At 61.9% G+C, this 15,780-nt stretch carries 17 protein-coding genes and 1 riboswitch; of the genes, 3 read left to right on the forward strand and 14 right to left on the reverse strand.

The genetic code is table 11. The features are described 5' to 3' along the window. Positions 1 to 117: 117 nt before the first annotated feature. Positions 118 to 441, reverse strand: a complete 324-nt coding sequence (locus P3C29_RS12345) for a hypothetical protein (RefSeq protein ID WP_026078187.1) — start codon at positions 439 to 441, stop codon at positions 118 to 120. An 846-nt stretch (positions 442 to 1,287) separates the two neighbouring features. On the opposite strand from P3C29_RS12345, the gene P3C29_RS12350 reads away from it, so the two are divergent. The 3 genes from P3C29_RS12350 to P3C29_RS12360 all read left to right on the forward strand — a co-directional run bounded on the left by P3C29_RS12350 (position 1,288) and on the right by P3C29_RS12360 (position 3,697). After that, on the forward strand, positions 1,288 to 1,512 hold the full coding sequence (locus P3C29_RS12350; RefSeq protein ID WP_003214941.1) for a hypothetical protein: 225 nt from the start codon (positions 1,288 to 1,290) through the stop codon (positions 1,510 to 1,512). Positions 1,513 to 1,778: 266 nt separating this feature from the next. After that, the gene (locus P3C29_RS12355; RefSeq protein ID WP_010176450.1) at positions 1,779 to 2,261 is read left to right on the forward strand and encodes a hypothetical protein; all 483 of its coding nucleotides are present in this window, start codon (positions 1,779 to 1,781) and stop codon (positions 2,259 to 2,261) included. 146 nt (positions 2,262 to 2,407) lie between these two features. Continuing rightward, on the forward strand, positions 2,408 to 3,697 hold the full coding sequence (locus tag P3C29_RS12360) for an outer membrane protein transport protein (protein ID WP_201122148.1): 1,290 nt from the start codon (positions 2,408 to 2,410) through the stop codon (positions 3,695 to 3,697). Between the two features lie 65 nt (positions 3,698 to 3,762). Here P3C29_RS12360 and P3C29_RS12365 read toward each other — a convergent pair whose 3' ends face one another. The 13 genes from P3C29_RS12365 to cobO form a co-directional block, all read right to left on the reverse strand. Next, positions 3,763 to 4,314, reverse strand: coding sequence for a redoxin domain-containing protein (locus P3C29_RS12365; RefSeq protein ID WP_010176452.1), 552 nt, complete (start codon positions 4,312 to 4,314; stop codon positions 3,763 to 3,765). A gap of 150 nt (positions 4,315 to 4,464) precedes the next feature. After that, positions 4,465 to 5,664 (reverse strand): MFS transporter, encoded by a 1,200-nt coding sequence (locus P3C29_RS12370; RefSeq protein ID WP_169389300.1) that lies wholly within the window; start codon positions 5,662 to 5,664, stop codon positions 4,465 to 4,467. Positions 5,665 to 5,726: 62 nt separating this feature from the next. Next, a complete protein-coding gene (locus P3C29_RS12375; protein WP_010176454.1) occupies positions 5,727 to 6,131 on the reverse strand; it encodes a MarR family winged helix-turn-helix transcriptional regulator in 405 nt (134 codons plus the stop codon). 42 nt (positions 6,132 to 6,173) lie between these two features. Further along, on the reverse strand, positions 6,174 to 6,902 hold the full coding sequence (locus P3C29_RS12380) for an adenosylcobinamide-GDP ribazoletransferase (protein WP_275964620.1): 729 nt from the start codon (positions 6,900 to 6,902) through the stop codon (positions 6,174 to 6,176). 2 nt (positions 6,903 to 6,904) lie between these two features. Further along, on the reverse strand, positions 6,905 to 7,480 hold the full coding sequence (gene cobC / locus P3C29_RS12385; protein WP_275964621.1) for an alpha-ribazole phosphatase family protein: 576 nt from the start codon (positions 7,478 to 7,480) through the stop codon (positions 6,905 to 6,907). Continuing rightward, complete coding sequence (gene cobT, locus P3C29_RS12390; RefSeq protein WP_275964622.1) at positions 7,477 to 8,532, reverse strand: nicotinate-nucleotide--dimethylbenzimidazole phosphoribosyltransferase; 1,056 nt, start codon at positions 8,530 to 8,532, stop codon at positions 7,477 to 7,479. The genes cobC and cobT overlap by 4 nt, the downstream gene beginning before the upstream one ends. Beyond that, positions 8,529 to 9,050 (reverse strand): bifunctional adenosylcobinamide kinase/adenosylcobinamide-phosphate guanylyltransferase, encoded by a 522-nt coding sequence (gene cobU, locus P3C29_RS12395; RefSeq protein WP_010176458.1) that lies wholly within the window; start codon positions 9,048 to 9,050, stop codon positions 8,529 to 8,531. The genes cobT and cobU overlap by 4 nt, the downstream gene beginning before the upstream one ends. Positions 9,051 to 9,463: 413 nt before the next feature. Beyond that, positions 9,464 to 10,915 (reverse strand): cobyric acid synthase, encoded by a 1,452-nt coding sequence (locus P3C29_RS12400; RefSeq protein WP_201122139.1) that lies wholly within the window; start codon positions 10,913 to 10,915, stop codon positions 9,464 to 9,466. Next, positions 10,912 to 11,901, reverse strand: coding sequence for a threonine-phosphate decarboxylase CobD (gene cobD / locus P3C29_RS12405; RefSeq protein ID WP_169387380.1), 990 nt, complete (start codon positions 11,899 to 11,901; stop codon positions 10,912 to 10,914). The genes P3C29_RS12400 and cobD overlap by 4 nt, the downstream gene beginning before the upstream one ends. After that, complete coding sequence (gene cbiB, locus P3C29_RS12410; RefSeq protein WP_275964623.1) at positions 11,894 to 12,802, reverse strand: adenosylcobinamide-phosphate synthase CbiB; 909 nt, start codon at positions 12,800 to 12,802, stop codon at positions 11,894 to 11,896. Before cbiB ends, cobD begins: the two co-directional genes overlap by 8 nt. Continuing rightward, positions 12,799 to 13,449: a 5,6-dimethylbenzimidazole synthase gene (gene bluB / locus P3C29_RS12415; protein ID WP_275964624.1), complete on the reverse strand. Its 651-nt coding sequence runs from the start codon at positions 13,447 to 13,449 to the stop codon at positions 12,799 to 12,801. The genes cbiB and bluB overlap by 4 nt, the downstream gene beginning before the upstream one ends. Next, on the reverse strand, positions 13,446 to 14,837 hold the full coding sequence (locus tag P3C29_RS12420) for a cobyrinate a,c-diamide synthase (RefSeq protein ID WP_169387377.1): 1,392 nt from the start codon (positions 14,835 to 14,837) through the stop codon (positions 13,446 to 13,448). The genes bluB and P3C29_RS12420 overlap by 4 nt, the downstream gene beginning before the upstream one ends. Next, on the reverse strand, positions 14,834 to 15,445 hold the full coding sequence (cobO, locus tag P3C29_RS12425) for a cob(I)yrinic acid a,c-diamide adenosyltransferase (protein WP_003210751.1): 612 nt from the start codon (positions 15,443 to 15,445) through the stop codon (positions 14,834 to 14,836). Before cobO ends, P3C29_RS12420 begins: the two co-directional genes overlap by 4 nt. Before the next feature lie 79 nt (positions 15,446 to 15,524). Next, positions 15,525 to 15,762, reverse strand: a riboswitch (cobalamin riboswitch). Positions 15,763 to 15,780 lie beyond the last annotated feature (18 nt).

A 15,780-nucleotide genomic window follows, 5' to 3' on the forward strand; every position in this document is an offset into this window, starting at 1 on the left:
AGCGGCAATCCAGCACCGGCGAGACCCAGCACAACACTGGTCCAGTCAAAAGCCATAGCGATTCCTGCCGTTACCCGAAAAGAAGAAGGTTAACCAAGCCTGCGCATCGAGGACAGCTCAGTCTTCGATCTGGCCCAATTCACGCTGGGCGATGCGGTCGCCGGCGCGAGCGGCCTGGCGCAGCAGGTCGTGGCCGATGCGGCGGTCCCGGGCGTTGCCGCACTCGCGGCACATCAATTGGCCCAGACGGCTTTGCGCAACTACTACGCCAGCGCGGGCCGGTTGCTTGAGCAAATGCCCGGCGAAATGTTTGACGTTGGGGCTATGGCCCAGGCGCGGGCTGTCGAGCAACCACAAGGCAACTTTCAGGGAGAAACGCTTGGGTGCGGTAACAACCTGAGGGCTGTCGGTAACAGAAGGTGATACTGAGCGAAACTTCATAAAGCACTGTGGGACAGAACGGAAGGCGCGCCACTCTACTCTTTTTTTCACACAGGTAAAGCTGAAAAAAGCCTGCACGCCCGTTCTAGAGCAAGCGCTTGGGACAATCCACAGAAGCTGTGGATAACTCAGTGGACAACCGTTCTGTAACTCCCGCAAAGGCCCATGGAACGGGGTCCGCAGTCAAACTGACGATTTTTTCACCAATAAAAAAAAGCTCGATTTTTCATTGACTTAAATTTTAGTTGCAGGCACCCGGGGGCACTACAGGGCTTATGTCAGTGCGGTTACACAGGGCGCAACCAATGTGCACAACTACCCACCTTGCGGTTATATCCACCGAGTTTTTTGTCAGATCGGATGCTCAGAAATGTTACCGGCGCACCGAGGCCAGAAAAGTTTTTTGCCTACCACACTTTCTTTCCACGTTTCAATCCGTTACTATCCGCGGCGTTAGTACCAAGCTGAAAGTCAATTCTGGTCGAACAACTCCCTCACGGCACCGCCGACAAAAAGGGATCGACCACCTCGATGGTTTCCAGGTATCACTTGCGACGACACTGCCTTTGAACAATGCAAAGGGTGTCGCGAAGTACCCATACTCTGACCGAACCAGCCTGCAAATTGATCAGGATCTTCACCCGGGGCCCAGAACCTTTGCCCCTGTTGTGTTGCCTGCCCTCCTAAGTACCTACCTGCCAGCCCAAGCGCGCCAATTTAATAGCGCTTCAAACTGGCTGCTTTGTTCCAGTCGGGTTCTTCGCTTGATCAATGGTGATCAGCGTCACTGGAACGTTTTAACGTTGCACGGTTCTTAACCGTGTCATTTGTAGGAACACCAATAATATGTCCACTCAAATCCACACTCAGGATGCCATTCGCACCCTCACCAACGCTTTTGCACCAATGAACTGCCTGATCATGGCCGCTCGCAAAGGCTGCTTCAGCTTTACCCTGGTCAACGAACACGGCATCGCTCGTCACAGCGAACGCCTGTACCCCGATCAATACTCCAGCGCAGAACCGCTGCAGGCCGTGATCGATCGTACTCGCCAGGCACTGGTTGCCTGATCGACCCGGATCGCTGAAACACAAAAACCCCGGTTAAAACCCGGGGTTTTTTATTGCCTGAAATTCAGGCGCGCTAAGTTTAAATTGATATAAACGATATAACTAAATGATGAAAATATTTTAAAAACAGTCCTTTACGTCGTAAATATGACACTACACTTCAACTCAAGCGGCATGATCCGCTTCCGGCGAGCCTGAGATCCGATTCACTGCTGCCAAGCCCCCCTCTCAGGTATCGCCGACCAATTTCATGGATTGAGGCTTTTATGGGCATCGCCGCCAGCGAATTGTGTCGTTATGTGATCCGGCCCACCCTGCTGTATCTGGGTCGCCATAACCCGACTGCCGAATCCCTGCTGCTGGGCATCGCTGCCAGCCAGTCGGCACTCGGTTCAGCCCTGCACGACCGCCGCGGCCATGGCCTCTACAGCATTACCGAACCGCGCCACCGCGCCTTGTGGGACGACTACCTGGCGCTCGACCCCGAGCGCGCCAGCCTGGTTCGTGGCCTCGCCAGCCAGCACGCGTTCCTCAGCGGGCCGCAGCTGGAGCTGACGGTCAACCTGCGTTACGCCACCGCCATCGCCTGGCTGCTGGTGGAACAACACCGCCCTGCCCTGCCGCCACCCGACGACGTTTTGGCCATGGCGCGTATCTGGAAAGAAATATTTCACCCCCAGGGCCGGCTTCGGGATTTCACCCAGGCCTGGCAAACCTGTGTTTCACCCATGAATCACGTCGCTTGTTAACCGGGCGATTTGCAAGATTCGGCTAAAAACGTTGATTTTGGTCGGATTGTCCTACAAAACCGCTCTATCTCCTATGTTTCAGCCTATAGCGCAAACATAAATTTATTGTTACTTTCCGCAGCGGTGATCACCACGGAGTTCTAATAATGAAAAAAGTAATGCTCAAGACGACACTTAGCCTCGCCGTTGCAATGGCCTCCTCCCACGTGTTCGCGAGCGGCTTCGCCCTCAACGAACAGGACGTTGCCGGGATGGGTACCGGTTTTGCGGGACGTTCTTCATCTGCCGATAACGCAAGCACCGTTTATGGTAACCCTGCCGGTATGGCTCGCCTCGAAGGCCAGCAAGTTACAGGTGGTGTTGCAGCGATCGATGCCTCCACCAATATCAAAGATGTCAGTGGCCGCTCCAGCGGCAGCAACAAAGGCGACATGGTGCCTTTCACTGCCGTTCCTTTCGGTTTCTACACCAATAAACTCAATGAGCAATGGGCTGTCGGTTTCGGCGTCTATGCACCATTTGGCCTGGTGACTGATTACGAAAATGGCTTCCAGGGCAAAGCATTCGGCAGTAAGAGCGAAGTGAAGGTCATCACCTTCCAGCCAACCGTCAGCTATGCCTTCAACGACAGGGTCTCCATTGGTTTTGGTCCGACTATCAACCGTATCTCCGGTACGCTTGAGTCCGACATCAACCTGCCAATCGCGGGTACCGGCTCCAACAACATCAAGATCAAGGGTGACGACACCGCGCTCGGCTTCAACGCCGGCCTGCTGGTACAAGCCACTGACACCACTCGTGTGGGCCTGACCTACCACTCGAAAGTGAAGTACAAGCTCGAAGGCCATACCGAAGTGACCAAAGGGACCAACGTTCCTGCCAGTCTCTTGAACAACGGCCGCTACGACGCCTCGCTGAAGATCGACACGCCTGAATCCTGGGACCTGTCCGTTACTCAAGACTTGAGCGACGCCTGGAAACTCTATGCGGGCGCAACCTGGACGCGCTGGAGCCGACTGAAAGACATCACCGTCAATAACGAAGGCGTCTCGGCCGCCGCGGGCAGCGGTGCCTTGGCTCCGCAAATTGTCGGCAGCATCAAGGAAGAGCAGAACTGGCACGATACCTGGGCCTACGCCCTGGGTACTTCGTACCGTGTGACCAAGCAGGTGGTACTGCGTACCGGCCTGACGTTCGACCAGTCGCCGACCAACAACACTGATCGCTCGCCGCGCATCCCTACCGGTGACCGGACGATCTTCAGCCTCGGCCTGGGCTACGACGTAATGCCGAACATGACCATCGACCTGGCTTACTCCTACCTCAAGGAAGAACCGGTCAAAGTTGCACGCTCTAACGCACTGGGCCAGTCCTACAACGCCAAGTACGAAAACAGCGCCAACGGTTTTGGCCTGGGTGTGACGTACAAGTTCTGATGTAAAGCGACATGAAAAAGCCCCGCTCTCTTGCAAAAGAGGCGGGGCTTTTTAGTGGGCGCTGATCAGGGCTTCGAAGCCAGCGCCTCTTCCACCGCCTTGATCAAATCGGGGCTATCCGGCTTGGTCAGGCTGGAGAAGTTGGCAATTACCTTGCCCTGGCGGTCCACCACGTACTTGTAGAAATTCCACTTCGGCGCGCTGCTCTGCTGCGCCAGGATCTTGAACAGATGCACCGCGTCCGGGCCCTTGACCTTCTGTGGCTCGGTCATGGTGAAGGTCACGCCGTAGTTCACGTAGCAAACCTTGGCGGTTTCCTCGCCGGTCTTGGCTTCCTGCTTGAAGTCGTCGGACGGCACGCCAATCACTTCCAGGCCCTGGCCCTTGTAGCGCTGATACAAGGCTTCGAGCCCTTTGAACTGTGGCGCAAACCCGCAGAAGCTGGCGGTGTTGACGATCACCAGCGGCTTGCCGGCGAAGCGTTGGCACAGGTCGATGGATTCCTTGGCGCGCAGCTTGGGCAACTGGCCTTCAAGCAACGGCGGGCAATCGGCGGCCATGGCGACGCCGCCAAAAGCCACCATCAGAGCGGGTACTGCAAGCCAGCGCATGTGCATGTCACCTGTCCTTGAAAAATCTCAGACACAGAACTTAACAGATCGCCATGCCCAACTGCATCAATGCCAGGCCGCCCTGTTGCCAGCCCCACCACGCCAACAGCAGCAAGACTCCTGCTCCTGCTGCGCCGAGCCAATGCCAGGTCGAATTCATGCCACCCCCATTTGCGCCTGCAAACGTGCCACCGGGCGCTCGCGCACCGGCCAGTTCAAGGCCGCTGCCACCAGGCTCAGGACGATTGCCACTTGCCAGATCAAATCGTAACTACCGGTTCGATCATAGACCACTCCGCCCAGCCAGCCGCCGAGGAACGAGCCGAGTTGGTGGAACAGGAACACGATCCCACCGAGCATGGAAAGATTTCTGACCCCGAACAAGGTCGCGACCGTACCGTTGGTCAGCGGTACCGTGGACAGCCACAAGAAGCCCATCGCCATGCCAAACAGGTAGGCGCTGGTTTGCGTCACGGGCGCCCACAGGAAGATCACAATCACCACCGCCCGCAGCAGGTACAAACCGGTCAGCAAGCGCGGCTTGGACATGCGCCCGCCGAGCCAGCCGGCGGTATAGGTGCCGAAGATATTAAACAGCCCGATCAATGCCAGCACCGTGGTGCCCACGGAAGCCGGCAAGTGCTGGTCCACCAGGTACGACGGCAAGTGCACACCGATAAACACCACTTGGAAACCGCAGACAAAAAAACCGAACGCCAACAACCAGAACCCTGAATGGGAACAGGCCTCACGCAAGGCCTCGCGCAAAGTTTGTTGACCGGCCACCGCTGGCAGCGGGCGGTCCTTGAGCATGGTCACCAACGGCACGATCAACGCCACCATCACTCCCAGCACCAGCAATGCGGCGGACCAGCCAAGCCAGCCGATCAAACCGAGGGTGCCCGGCAACATGGCGAACTGGCCGAACGAACCAGCGGCGCTGGCGATACCCATGGCCATGCTGCGTTTTTCCGGCGCCACGGCACGCCCCACCACCCCGAGGATCACCGAGAACGAGGTGCCCGACAGGCCAATGCCAATCAGCAAGCCGGCGCTCAGGGACAACGACCACGCCGAATCCGACAAGCCCATGAACACTAGGCCCAGCGCGTAAAGCACGCCACCGATCATCACCACCTTGGCGGCGCCGAAGCGGTCGGCCAGGGCGCCGGTAAACGGCTGCGCCAGGCCCCAGATGAGGTTTTGCAGGGCAATGGCAAAGGCAAAGGTTTCTCGGCCCCAGCCGAACTCGGCACTCATGGGCGCCAGGAACAGGCCAAAGCCATGCCGTACGCCGAGGGACAACGCCAGGATCAGCGCACTCCCCACAAGAATCCAGCCGCTGGTGCGCCACATCGAGGTCATTTCTTATTCTCCGTTCGCGGGTATATACCCGCTTGTCATCGAACAAACCCGCGTCAAGCGAGTTCATCCAGCAAGGCCAACAGGGTTTCGCGCTTTTCGGCGCCCAACTGATCAATCAATTTCTGCTGCGCCGCTTCCCAGGCCGGCAATGCCGCGGCAAGCCGTTCGTTGCCCGCCTCGGTCAGCAACACCAGGCGGTTACGCAAGTCATCGCCCTCCACCAACTGCACCAGGCCTTCGCCCTCCAGCACCCGCAGGTTGCGCCCCAGCGTGCTGCGATCCAGGCCCATGGCATCGGCCAGGCTGGAAATGCTCGGTTGATCGAGGCGCTGCAGATTACACAGCAGAGAATACTGGGCAACGTTGATCCCGAAGCCGTCGAGAGCGCCGTCGTAATGCCTGCTGACGCCACGAGCGGCGCGACGCAGGTTGGTGCATAAACATTGGGAGGCAAGCATGGAGCGTGTATATACCCGGGATTAATGAAATGCAAGAAACTGTTACAGCGCCAGACCGATCAACACCGCGACTTCCAGCAGCTCCAGCAACGCGCCAGCGGTGTCGCCGGTGGTGCCGCCGAGGCGATTGACCATCAGTTGGCGCAAGCCGATAAAGCACAGGGCCGCCAGCAACACGGCAATCCCGCCACTGAAGCCGCCGATCAGGATACACGCCAGACCGCTGAGGATCAGCACCTGTTGGCCGACGATGCGTGGCAGATGATCCGCCAACGCCTGCCCCAACCCGCCGGCACGTACGTACCGCGTGGTGAGAAACAGCGCCAGCATCGAAGCGCGGCCAATCAAGGGGGCGAGGATCAGCGCGGCGCCGTTGTGCTGTTCGATCAATGCCACCAATGCGGTGAACTTGAGCAGCAGCACCACGCCCAGGGTGACCACCGCGATCGGCCCGCTGCGCGGGTCTTTCATGATGGTCAGGGTGCGCTCGCGGTCGCCGAAGCCACCGAGCCAGGCGTCAGCGCTGTCGGCCAGGCCGTCCAGGTGCAGGCCGCCGCTGAGCAACACCCACGCGGTCAACAGCAACGCGGCATGCAGCAGCAAGGGTGCGCCCGTCAACACGGCGTTCAAGCCCCACAGCAGTAGCCCGAACAACAGCCCCACCACGGGATAAAACAACAACGAGCGCCCCAACTCCTGCGGTTGCGGCATGCCCGGCAAGCGAATCGGCAGGCTGCTGAGGAACTGCAAGGCGATCCAGAACGGCAGCATGTTTAGATTCCTTCCTTTAATACGCCATCCGCCTCGACCTGCAGGCTGAACAGGCCACCGTGGCCGACTTCGACATTCAACAACTGCTCACGCGGCAAACCGCGCGCCTGGGCGAGCAATAAACGCATGACCCCGCCGTGGCTGATCAGCAGCACGCGCTGGCCGTCATACGCTTGATACAAGCGGGCGACAGCGCCCAGTACTCGCGCGGAAAACTGCGACACCGGCTCGCCCTCGGGCGGTGTGAAGCGGTAGGGATCGGCCCAGAATAGCCCCAACGCGTCAGCGTCAGTCTCCATCAACGCCGCAGCGCTCTGCCCTTCCCAGGCGCCGAAATGCAGCTCCTGCAAATCCTTTTCCAGCGTGACCGGCAGGTTAAGGCGCGCGCCCAGCTCCTCGGCAAATCGCGCACAACGTTGCAACGGCGAACTGACCAGACGGTCCCACGGGCCCTGCTCCACCACCGCCGCACGCATCTGTTCCCAGCCCCTGGCGGTGAGCGCGTCGTCCAGGCTGCCGCGCAAGCCGCCGCCCAGTTCGGTTTCGCCGTGGCGCAGCAGGTCCAGGTGCAGGGTCATGCCGGGCGGTCCGCCACGGCTGCTTCGGCGAAGGTTGCCATCTGCCCGTGCAGCGCACAGGCCAGGCGCAGCAACGGCACGGCCAGCGCAGCGCCACTGCCTTCGCCCAGGCGCAGGCCGAGTTCCAGCAGCGGTTCAGCATTGAGGCTTTGCAGCACATGACGATGGCCAGGCTCGGCACCGCGATGGCCGAACAGCAGCCATGCGCGACAGGCCGGGTTAAGGCGCGTGGCGACCAGTGCGGCAACCGTGCAGATAAAGCCGTCCACCAGCACCACCACGCCCTCTTGGGCACAGGCCAGGTAGGCGCCCACCAGCGCGGCAATTTCGAAGCCGCCGAGGTTGAACAGGGTTTTCAGTGCGTCATCACGGTCGCCAGCGTGCTGGGCCAGGGCGCGTTCGATGACGGCGACTTTGTGGCTGACACCCTGAGCGTTCAGGCCGGTGCCGGGGCCAGTGAGGTCACTGACCTGGCAGTCCAGCAGCGCGCAGGCCAGGGCGCTGGCGGCGGTGGTGTTGCCGATGCCCATTTCGCCGCCAATAAACAGCTGCGCGCCGCTCGCAATAGCGCGGTGCACGCTGTCGCGGCCGGCTTGCAGGGCCAGTCGGCCCTGGGCTTCAGTCATTGCCGGGCCATTGGCGAAGTTGGCGGTGCCGGCACCGATGTTGAGGTGGCGCACGCCGGGCAGGTTCAATGTGGGGGTGATGGTGCCGAGGTCGACCACTTCCAGTTTCGCGTCGAGTTGGCGCGCCAGCACGCTGATGGCGGCGCCGCCGGTGACGAAGTTGTGGAGCATCTGGCCGGTGACTTCCTGGGGGAAGGCGGAGACCCCTTCCGCGACGACGCCGTGGTCGCCGGCGAAGATAGCGATCCACAAGTGGTCGACGCTGGGTTTCACCTGGCCCTGAAGGCCGGCCAGTTGTACCGCGACGGCTTCCAGTTGGCCGAGGGAACCGGCGGGTTTGGTCAGTTGCTGCTGGCGGGCCAGGGCTTGCTCGTGAGCCAGCGGATCGATTGCTTTGCAGGGTTTGAGCCACCAGGTGTCGGTCATAACGCAGTACCTTTTAAAGTCAGGGGCAGGCCGGCGACGGTCAGGACAACGCGCTGACAACGCTCGGCCAAGGCTTGATGCAGCCAACCGGCTTCATCGACATAGCGGCGAGTCAATTCGCCCAGCGGCACGACACCCATTCCGGTCTCGTTGCTGACAAAAATGATTTCTCCTGGCAGGGAGGCCAGGGCTTGCAGCAGGGCTTCGCGCTCTTCCTTCAGACGGTCGGGGTCTTCGAGCATCAGCAGGTTGGTGAGCCATAGGGTCAGGCAGTCGACCAGCAAGCAATGGTTCGGGCTGGCGTTTTCCTTGAGCACGCGGGCCAGTTCGATGGGCTCCTCGATCAGGCCCCATTCGGCTGGGCGACGCTCGCGATGGTGGGCGACACGCGCACTCATTTCGCCATCCAGGGGTTGGCTGGTAGCGATGTAGGTGACGCTCAGGCCGCTGTCGGTGGCGAGTTTTTCAGCCAGGCGGCTTTTGCCGGAGCGGGCGCCGCCGAGAATCATTTGGAGCATGGCTGGAGCCTCTGTTTTTGACGGTGTGTGTATCCGTTATTTTCGTAATGGCGGCTATGGGTTCCGCCCTTACGGCGGGTCACTTTTGAAAAGAGCCGGAATGCCGGCAAAGGTCGTTAACGATGACGTGGGCATCCTGATTCAACGCGGCGTTCTCAGGTTTTTCGCCGGCAAGCCGGCTCCTACAGAAGAGCGGCGTTTGATCTTGATCTGCGGGCCCCGTCAACCACGATGGCCGCAAGCAGGCACGGTGGAGCCTAGGCGAGGCACCGAGTGGTGGGGCAAAGACCTTTTGGTTACTTTTGGCTGGGCCGGCATTCCGGGCGTTTGCCAAAAGTGACCCGCTGTAAGAGCGGAACCATAGGTCGCCGTTACCTAAACAACGGATATGTACACGGTCCAATACCAACAACTCAAACCCCACACAACGAACGCAGCAACCCAGTATCCAAATGCCGCTCTACCAGATCCGCCAACCGCTCAATATCCCGCTCCCGCAACCCGTGATAATCCACCTCTTGCACATCCTCCAACCCAGCCCACCGCAACAATGCACTGCATGCCGCCGGCGTCTCAAACAACCCATGCAAATAGGTCCCGAGAATCTGCCCATCCTCACTCTGCGCACCATCAGTGCGCCCATCGTCCAACTGCACCGCAGGTCTCAATAAACCGGCGCCACTGGTAACGCCCGCGTGGATCTCATACCCACTCACCTCGGCCTCCTCCAGCAACAACCGCCCCCGCACATTGCGCAGCTGCTTCTCTTCTTCCAGCGTCGTACTGAACCCCAACAACCCAAGACCGGCGCTCGAACCGCAAGGCCCTTCCAACCCAAGCGGGTCATGCACCTGCTCGCCGAGCATCTGCAACCCACCACAAATCCCCAACACCTTCCCGCCATAACGCAGGTGCCGCGCCACGGCGGTGTCCCACCCATTGGCCCGCAAATACGCCAGATCACTGCGCACACTCTTCGAGCCCGGCAAAATAATCAGGTCCGCCGCCGGAATCGCCTGCCCCGGCCCGACAAACTGCAAATCCACCTGCGGGTGCAACCGCAGCGGATCAAAGTCCGTGTGATTGCTGATACGCGGCAACACCGGCACCACCACCTTGAGCACCTGCGCCGCCTTGTCGATCTGGCGCTGGTCGATACCGTCCTCCGCCTCCAGGTGCAAGTCCATCACGTACGGCAACACCCCCACCACCGGCTTGCCGGTACGCGCCTCCAGCCAATCCAGCCCCGGCTGCAACAGCGCAATGTCCCCGCGAAACCGGTTGATGATGAAGCCTTTGACCCGCGCCTGTTCGGTCGGCGACAGCAATTCCAGCGTGCCCACCAAATGCGCAAACACCCCGCCTCGATTGATGTCGGCGATCAGCAGCACCGGGCAGTCCACCGCTTCGGCAAAGCCCATATTGGCGATGTCATTCGCCCGCAGATTGATCTCTGCCGGCGAGCCCGCGCCCTCGACCATCACCACCGGATACGCCGCACTCAAACGCGCATGGGAGGCCAGCACGGCCTGCATCGCGATGGCTTTGTAATCGTGATAAGCCACGGCATTCATGGTGGTCACGGCGCGCCCATGGATAATCACCTGGGAGCCTGTGTCGCTGTTGGGCTTGAGCAGCACCGGGTTCATGTCGGTGTGGGGCGCCAGGTTGGCCGCCTGGGCCTGCACCGCCTGGGCGCGGCCGATCTCGCCACCTTCGGCAGTCACGGCACTGTTGAGGGCCATGTTCTGGGGTTTGAAGGGCACCACCGGGATGCCCTGGCGCACCAGCCAGCGGCAGAGTGCGGTCACCAGCGTGCTTTTGCCCGCGTCGGATGTGGTGCCCTGCACCATCAAAGTACTCATGAGGCGTCCTTGTAGGCGCTGAGCGCCTGTTCCAGCCGCAGCCAGTCGGCCTCGGTGTCCGGCAGGCCAAACCGCAGGCTGCTGTTGTCGACAAACAGGCGCAGCAGGATGCCGCGCTGAGCCATGAATTCATGCAGCTGCTCAGCCCGGTCGGTGATCATCCACTGGAACAGCGCGCAGCCGCCCTGAGGCCGCAAGTCGTGGCGCTCAAGCACGTCAAACAGACGCTGGCTGGCCGACTCGCAACGCAGCCGCTGTTGCACATGGCCGGCGGTATCGCGCAGGCACACTTGCCCCAGCACCCGCGTCGGCCCGCTGACGGCCCACGGCCCCACCTGCTCGGCGAGCAGTTTGAGCAGCTTGCGCTCGGCCAATACAAACCCCAGCCGTACCCCGGCCAGACCGAAGAATTTGCCGAACGAGCGCAGCACGATCAGCCCGACTTGATGAGCCTGGCTCGCCAGACTCAACTGCGGAGTGATGTCCATGAAGGCTTCATCCACCACCAGCCAGCCACCGCGCTGGGCCAGGCGTGCATGCCAGTCCAGCAAGCGTTGGGGCGACAGGCTCAGGCCGGTGGGGTTGTTGGGGTTGACCACCACCAGCACGTCGAGGCTGTCGAGGAAGAAGTCGACTTCCTGCTCCAGCACTTCGCGCACGATATAGCCGGCACGACGCCAGGCCTCCGCGTGCTCGGCGTAGCACGGCGACAACACGCCGACCTTGCCCGCCCGGCGCAGGCGCGGCAGTAACTGGATCGCGGCCTGGGAGCCAGCGACCGGCAGCACATGGGGCGCCCCATAATATTCGCAGGCCGCCTGTTCCAGGCCGTCATCGGTTTCTGGCAGGCGCGCCCAGGCCCGCAGCGGGATTTCCGGGATCGGGAACGGCCACGGCGCCAGGCCGCTGGACAGGTCCAGCCATTCGGCCTCGGGAATGCCGTATTGCATCGCCGCCTTGCGCAAGCGGCCACCGTGCTCAAGCATAAAATTCCGCCCCCACACACAGGATCAGCAGCCACAGCCACACGCCGCGTTGCACCAGTTGCCAGCCGCGCTCGATGGAGTCTGCATCGGCGGGCGGGCCTTCGCCCAGTTGCGGGCGCTGGTGCAGTTCGCCGTGATAAATCGCCGCACCGCCCAGCTCTACGCCGAGGGCGCCGGCACCCGCCGCCATCACCGGGCCGGCGTTGGGGCTGTCCCAGGTCGGGCCCTGGGTGCGCCAGCATTTGAGCGCCAGGCGGGTTTTCCCCAGCAGCGCGTAGGTCAACGCCACCAGGCGTGCCGGAATGTAGTTGAGCACGTCGTCGATCTTTGCTGCAGCCCAGCCGAAACGTTCAAAGCGTTCATTGCGATAGCCCCACATGGCATCCAGGGTGTTGCTCAGACGATAGAGCACCACGCCGGGCACGCCTGCAACCACAAACCAGAACAGTGCAGCGAATACCGCGTCGCTGCCGTTTTCCAGCACCGACTCGGTGGCCGCGCGGGCGACTTCGGTGGGGTCCAGTTCGCTGGTCTGGCGGCTGACCAGGTAGCTGACGCGTTGGCGCGCCTCGTCCAGGTCATCACTGCGCAGTGCCTGCGCCACTGGCAGCACGTGTTCGCCGAGACTGCGCATGCCGAGGGCGCAATACAGCGCGAGGATTTCCAATACCCAACCGATGTAGGGCGCCCACGACAGGGCCGTGGCCAGCAGCGTCAGGGGCACCACCGCGATCACCCACGCCGTCACGCCATGGCTGCGCCAGCCACGGCCGCCGGAGTTGAAACGCTGCTCGATGCGCCCGGCAAAATTGCCGAACGCCACCAGCGGATGCCAGCGCCTGGGTTCGCCCAGCAACGCATCCAGCGCCACGGCAGCGACACTCAGCAAGGCCACACTCATTGACTCACTCCCCAAACATTCTCATACAACATGTCACTCAGTGGCCGTGGTTCGGTCCAGCCTTCGAGCTGCAACATCGGTGCCGGGTAGAACTCGGTCACCGGGCCCAGGCACAACACGGCCAGCGGTTTGGCGCCGGGCGGCAGGCCCAGCAGGTCGGCCAGGGCCTGGGGTTCGAACAACGAGACCCAGCCCATGCCCAAGCCTTCGACGCGGGCCGCCAGCCATAGATTCTGGATCGCACAGGACAACGACGCCATGTCCATTTCCGGTAGGGTGCGGCGCCCGAAGATATGCCGCTCGCGGTCGTCCATCAGGGCAGCCACCAGCACTTCGGCGCAGTCGTTGATGCCTTCGACCTTGAGCTTCATGAACTGGTCGGAGCGCTCGCCGAGGGCTTCGGCGGTGCGTATGCGCTCCTCTTCCACCAGTTGCTGGATCTGCCCGCGCAGGTTGCGGTCACTGATGCGGATAAACCGCCAGGGCTGCATCAAGCCGACGCTCGGCGCCTGGTGCGCGGCTTGCAGCAGGCGATGGAGCAATTGCGGCGCAACGCTGCCGCCGCTGAAGTGACGCATGTCGCGGCGTTCGGCGATGGCGCGGTAAACGGCTTCGCGGTCGGCTTCGGGAAAGGCGTTGTCCGTCATGGCCTCTTCGCGAGCAAGCCCGCTCCCACATTGGATTGCGTTTCAACTCGGTCAAGTGTGGGAGCCGGCTTGCCTGCGATGGCGGTCTGATGGTCCGGCGCAAACAAGGCAGCCACCGCCACCGGGTTGGACGGGAAATAAAAGTGTACGTAGGACGCCGTCATCCGGCCCTGACGGTAAACCGCCTCGGCGCCGCGCCCGCCATTCGGGCTAAGGCCCCGGGCAATCGGCTGCCACTCGGTGCTGGTCAGCGAATGATGGTAGGTGTGGCCGCGCAACAGGCCTTCGGGCAGTTCGACGTTTTGCAGTGCCAACGCTGCCAGGCGTTTTTGCATGACGGCATCGCCCTGGAGCAAGCCGACCAGTTCAGCACGGGTACCGTCGACATCGGTGAGCGAGTCCAGCAGATAGAGCATGCCGCCGCATTCGGCCAGCAGTGGCTTGCCGGCGGCGTGGTGGGCACGGATGGCGTCGAGCATCGCGGTATTTTCCGACAACGCCTGGTGATGCAATTCCGGGTAACCGCCGGGCAGGTACAGGCTGTCAGCTTCAGGCAATGCGCGGTCACGAATCGGCGAAAAGAAACGCAGCTCGGCGCCCATCGCCCGCAGCAGGTCGAGGCTGGCGCCGTAGGTAAAGGCAAACGCTTCGTCGCGCGCCACGGCGATACGCACGCCGGCCAGCAACGGTTGGGCCTCGATCACCTCGGGCGCGGCGAATTCCACCGGCGGTGGCAGCGCTACCTCGCAGCTGCTGCCCAGGGCCTGGGCGGCGGCATCGAGGCGCAGATCGAGGTCGTTCAATTCGCTGGCCTGCACCAGGCCAAGGTGGCGGCTGGGCAACTCGATGCCGGTTTCCCGGGACAGCGCGCCGTACCAGCGCAGGCCTTCGGTGAGGCTGCCTTCAAGCAATTGCGCATGACGCAGGGTGCCGACTCGGTTGGCCAGCACGCCGGCAAACGGCAAGTCCGGCTGGTAGCGCGCCAGGCCCAACGCCAGGGCGCCGAAAGTCTGGGCCATGGCCGTACCGTCGATCACCGCCAGCACCGGCACGCCAAAGTGGCGCGCCAGGTCGGCACTGGACGGCGTGCCGTCGAACAGGCCCATCACGCCTTCGATCAGGATCAGGTCGGCTTCCCCCGCCGCTTCCCACAGCAACCGGCGACTTTCCTGCTCGCCCACCATCCACATGTCCAATTGGTAGACCGGCGCACCACTGGCGCGCTCGTGGATCATCGGATCGAGAAAGTCCGGGCCGCATTTGAACACCCGCACCTTGCGCCCCAGGTTGCGGTGCAAGCGGGCGAGCGCGGCGGTGACGGTGGTTTTGCCCTGGCCAGACGCCGGTGCGGCGATCAGGACAGCAGGACAGTGACGGGGCTGATTCAAAGTTCGATGCCTTTCTGTGCCTTGATACCGGCCTGGAAGGCGTGCTTGAGCATGCCCATTTCCGTCACGGTGTCGGCCATTTCGATCAATTCGGGTTTGGCGCCACGGCCGGTTACCAGCACGTGTTGCATGGGCGGGCGGGCCTGCAGGTCGCTGAGCACCTGGTCCAGGTCGAGGTAGCCGTGCTTGAGGGCAATGTTCAGCTCATCCAGCACCACCAGGCCGATGGCCGGGTTCTGCAGCATTTCCCGGGAGACCGCCCAGGCGGCTTCGGCGGCAACGATGTCCCGCGCGCGGTCCTGGGTTTCCCAGGTAAAGCCTTCGCCCATCACGTGGAAGCGCACCTGCTCGGGGAAACGGCGGAAGAACAGTTCTTCGCCGGTGCTGTTGCGGCCCTTGATGAACTGCACCACGCCGCACTGCATGCCGTGGCCCATGGCCCGGGCCAGCATGCCAAAGGCCGAGCTGCTCTTGCCTTTGCCGTTGCCGGTGAGCACCAGCAGCAGCCCGCACTCGTTCGGTGAATTGGCAATGCGCTCGTCAATCACGGCTTTTTTGCGCAGCATGCGCGCCAGGTGGCGTTCGTCACGATCGGGGGATTCAGTCATGGCAGCTCTCCGTTGGGGCTGGACAAAAACGGCGGGCAGGAAAAAGACAGATACAGACAGCCAAGCATCGCCCACCGTGATGCTGTTGGATGGATCAGGCCGGTCTCCGGGCTCATGAGTGACATGCAATGCCGAGGGTGCGCCTTCCCATATCGCGGGCGATACAGTGGCTTAAGGCACCGTCTTGACTCATTTACCGTTGCGGGGGCAGCGCCGGGATCGTGGCTGCACTGTAGAAAAGTACGCTCACTCACCGGCTTCCCTGTTTCACTCAGTCGGCGCGTACGCCACAGAGCACCTGAAACAAGCCGCGAAGGTTAGTGGGTTGGGGGTGG

It is taken from the genome of Pseudomonas sp. 1912-s, assembly GCF_029269205.1.
Classification (GTDB): Bacteria; Pseudomonadota; Gammaproteobacteria; order Pseudomonadales; family Pseudomonadaceae; genus Aquipseudomonas.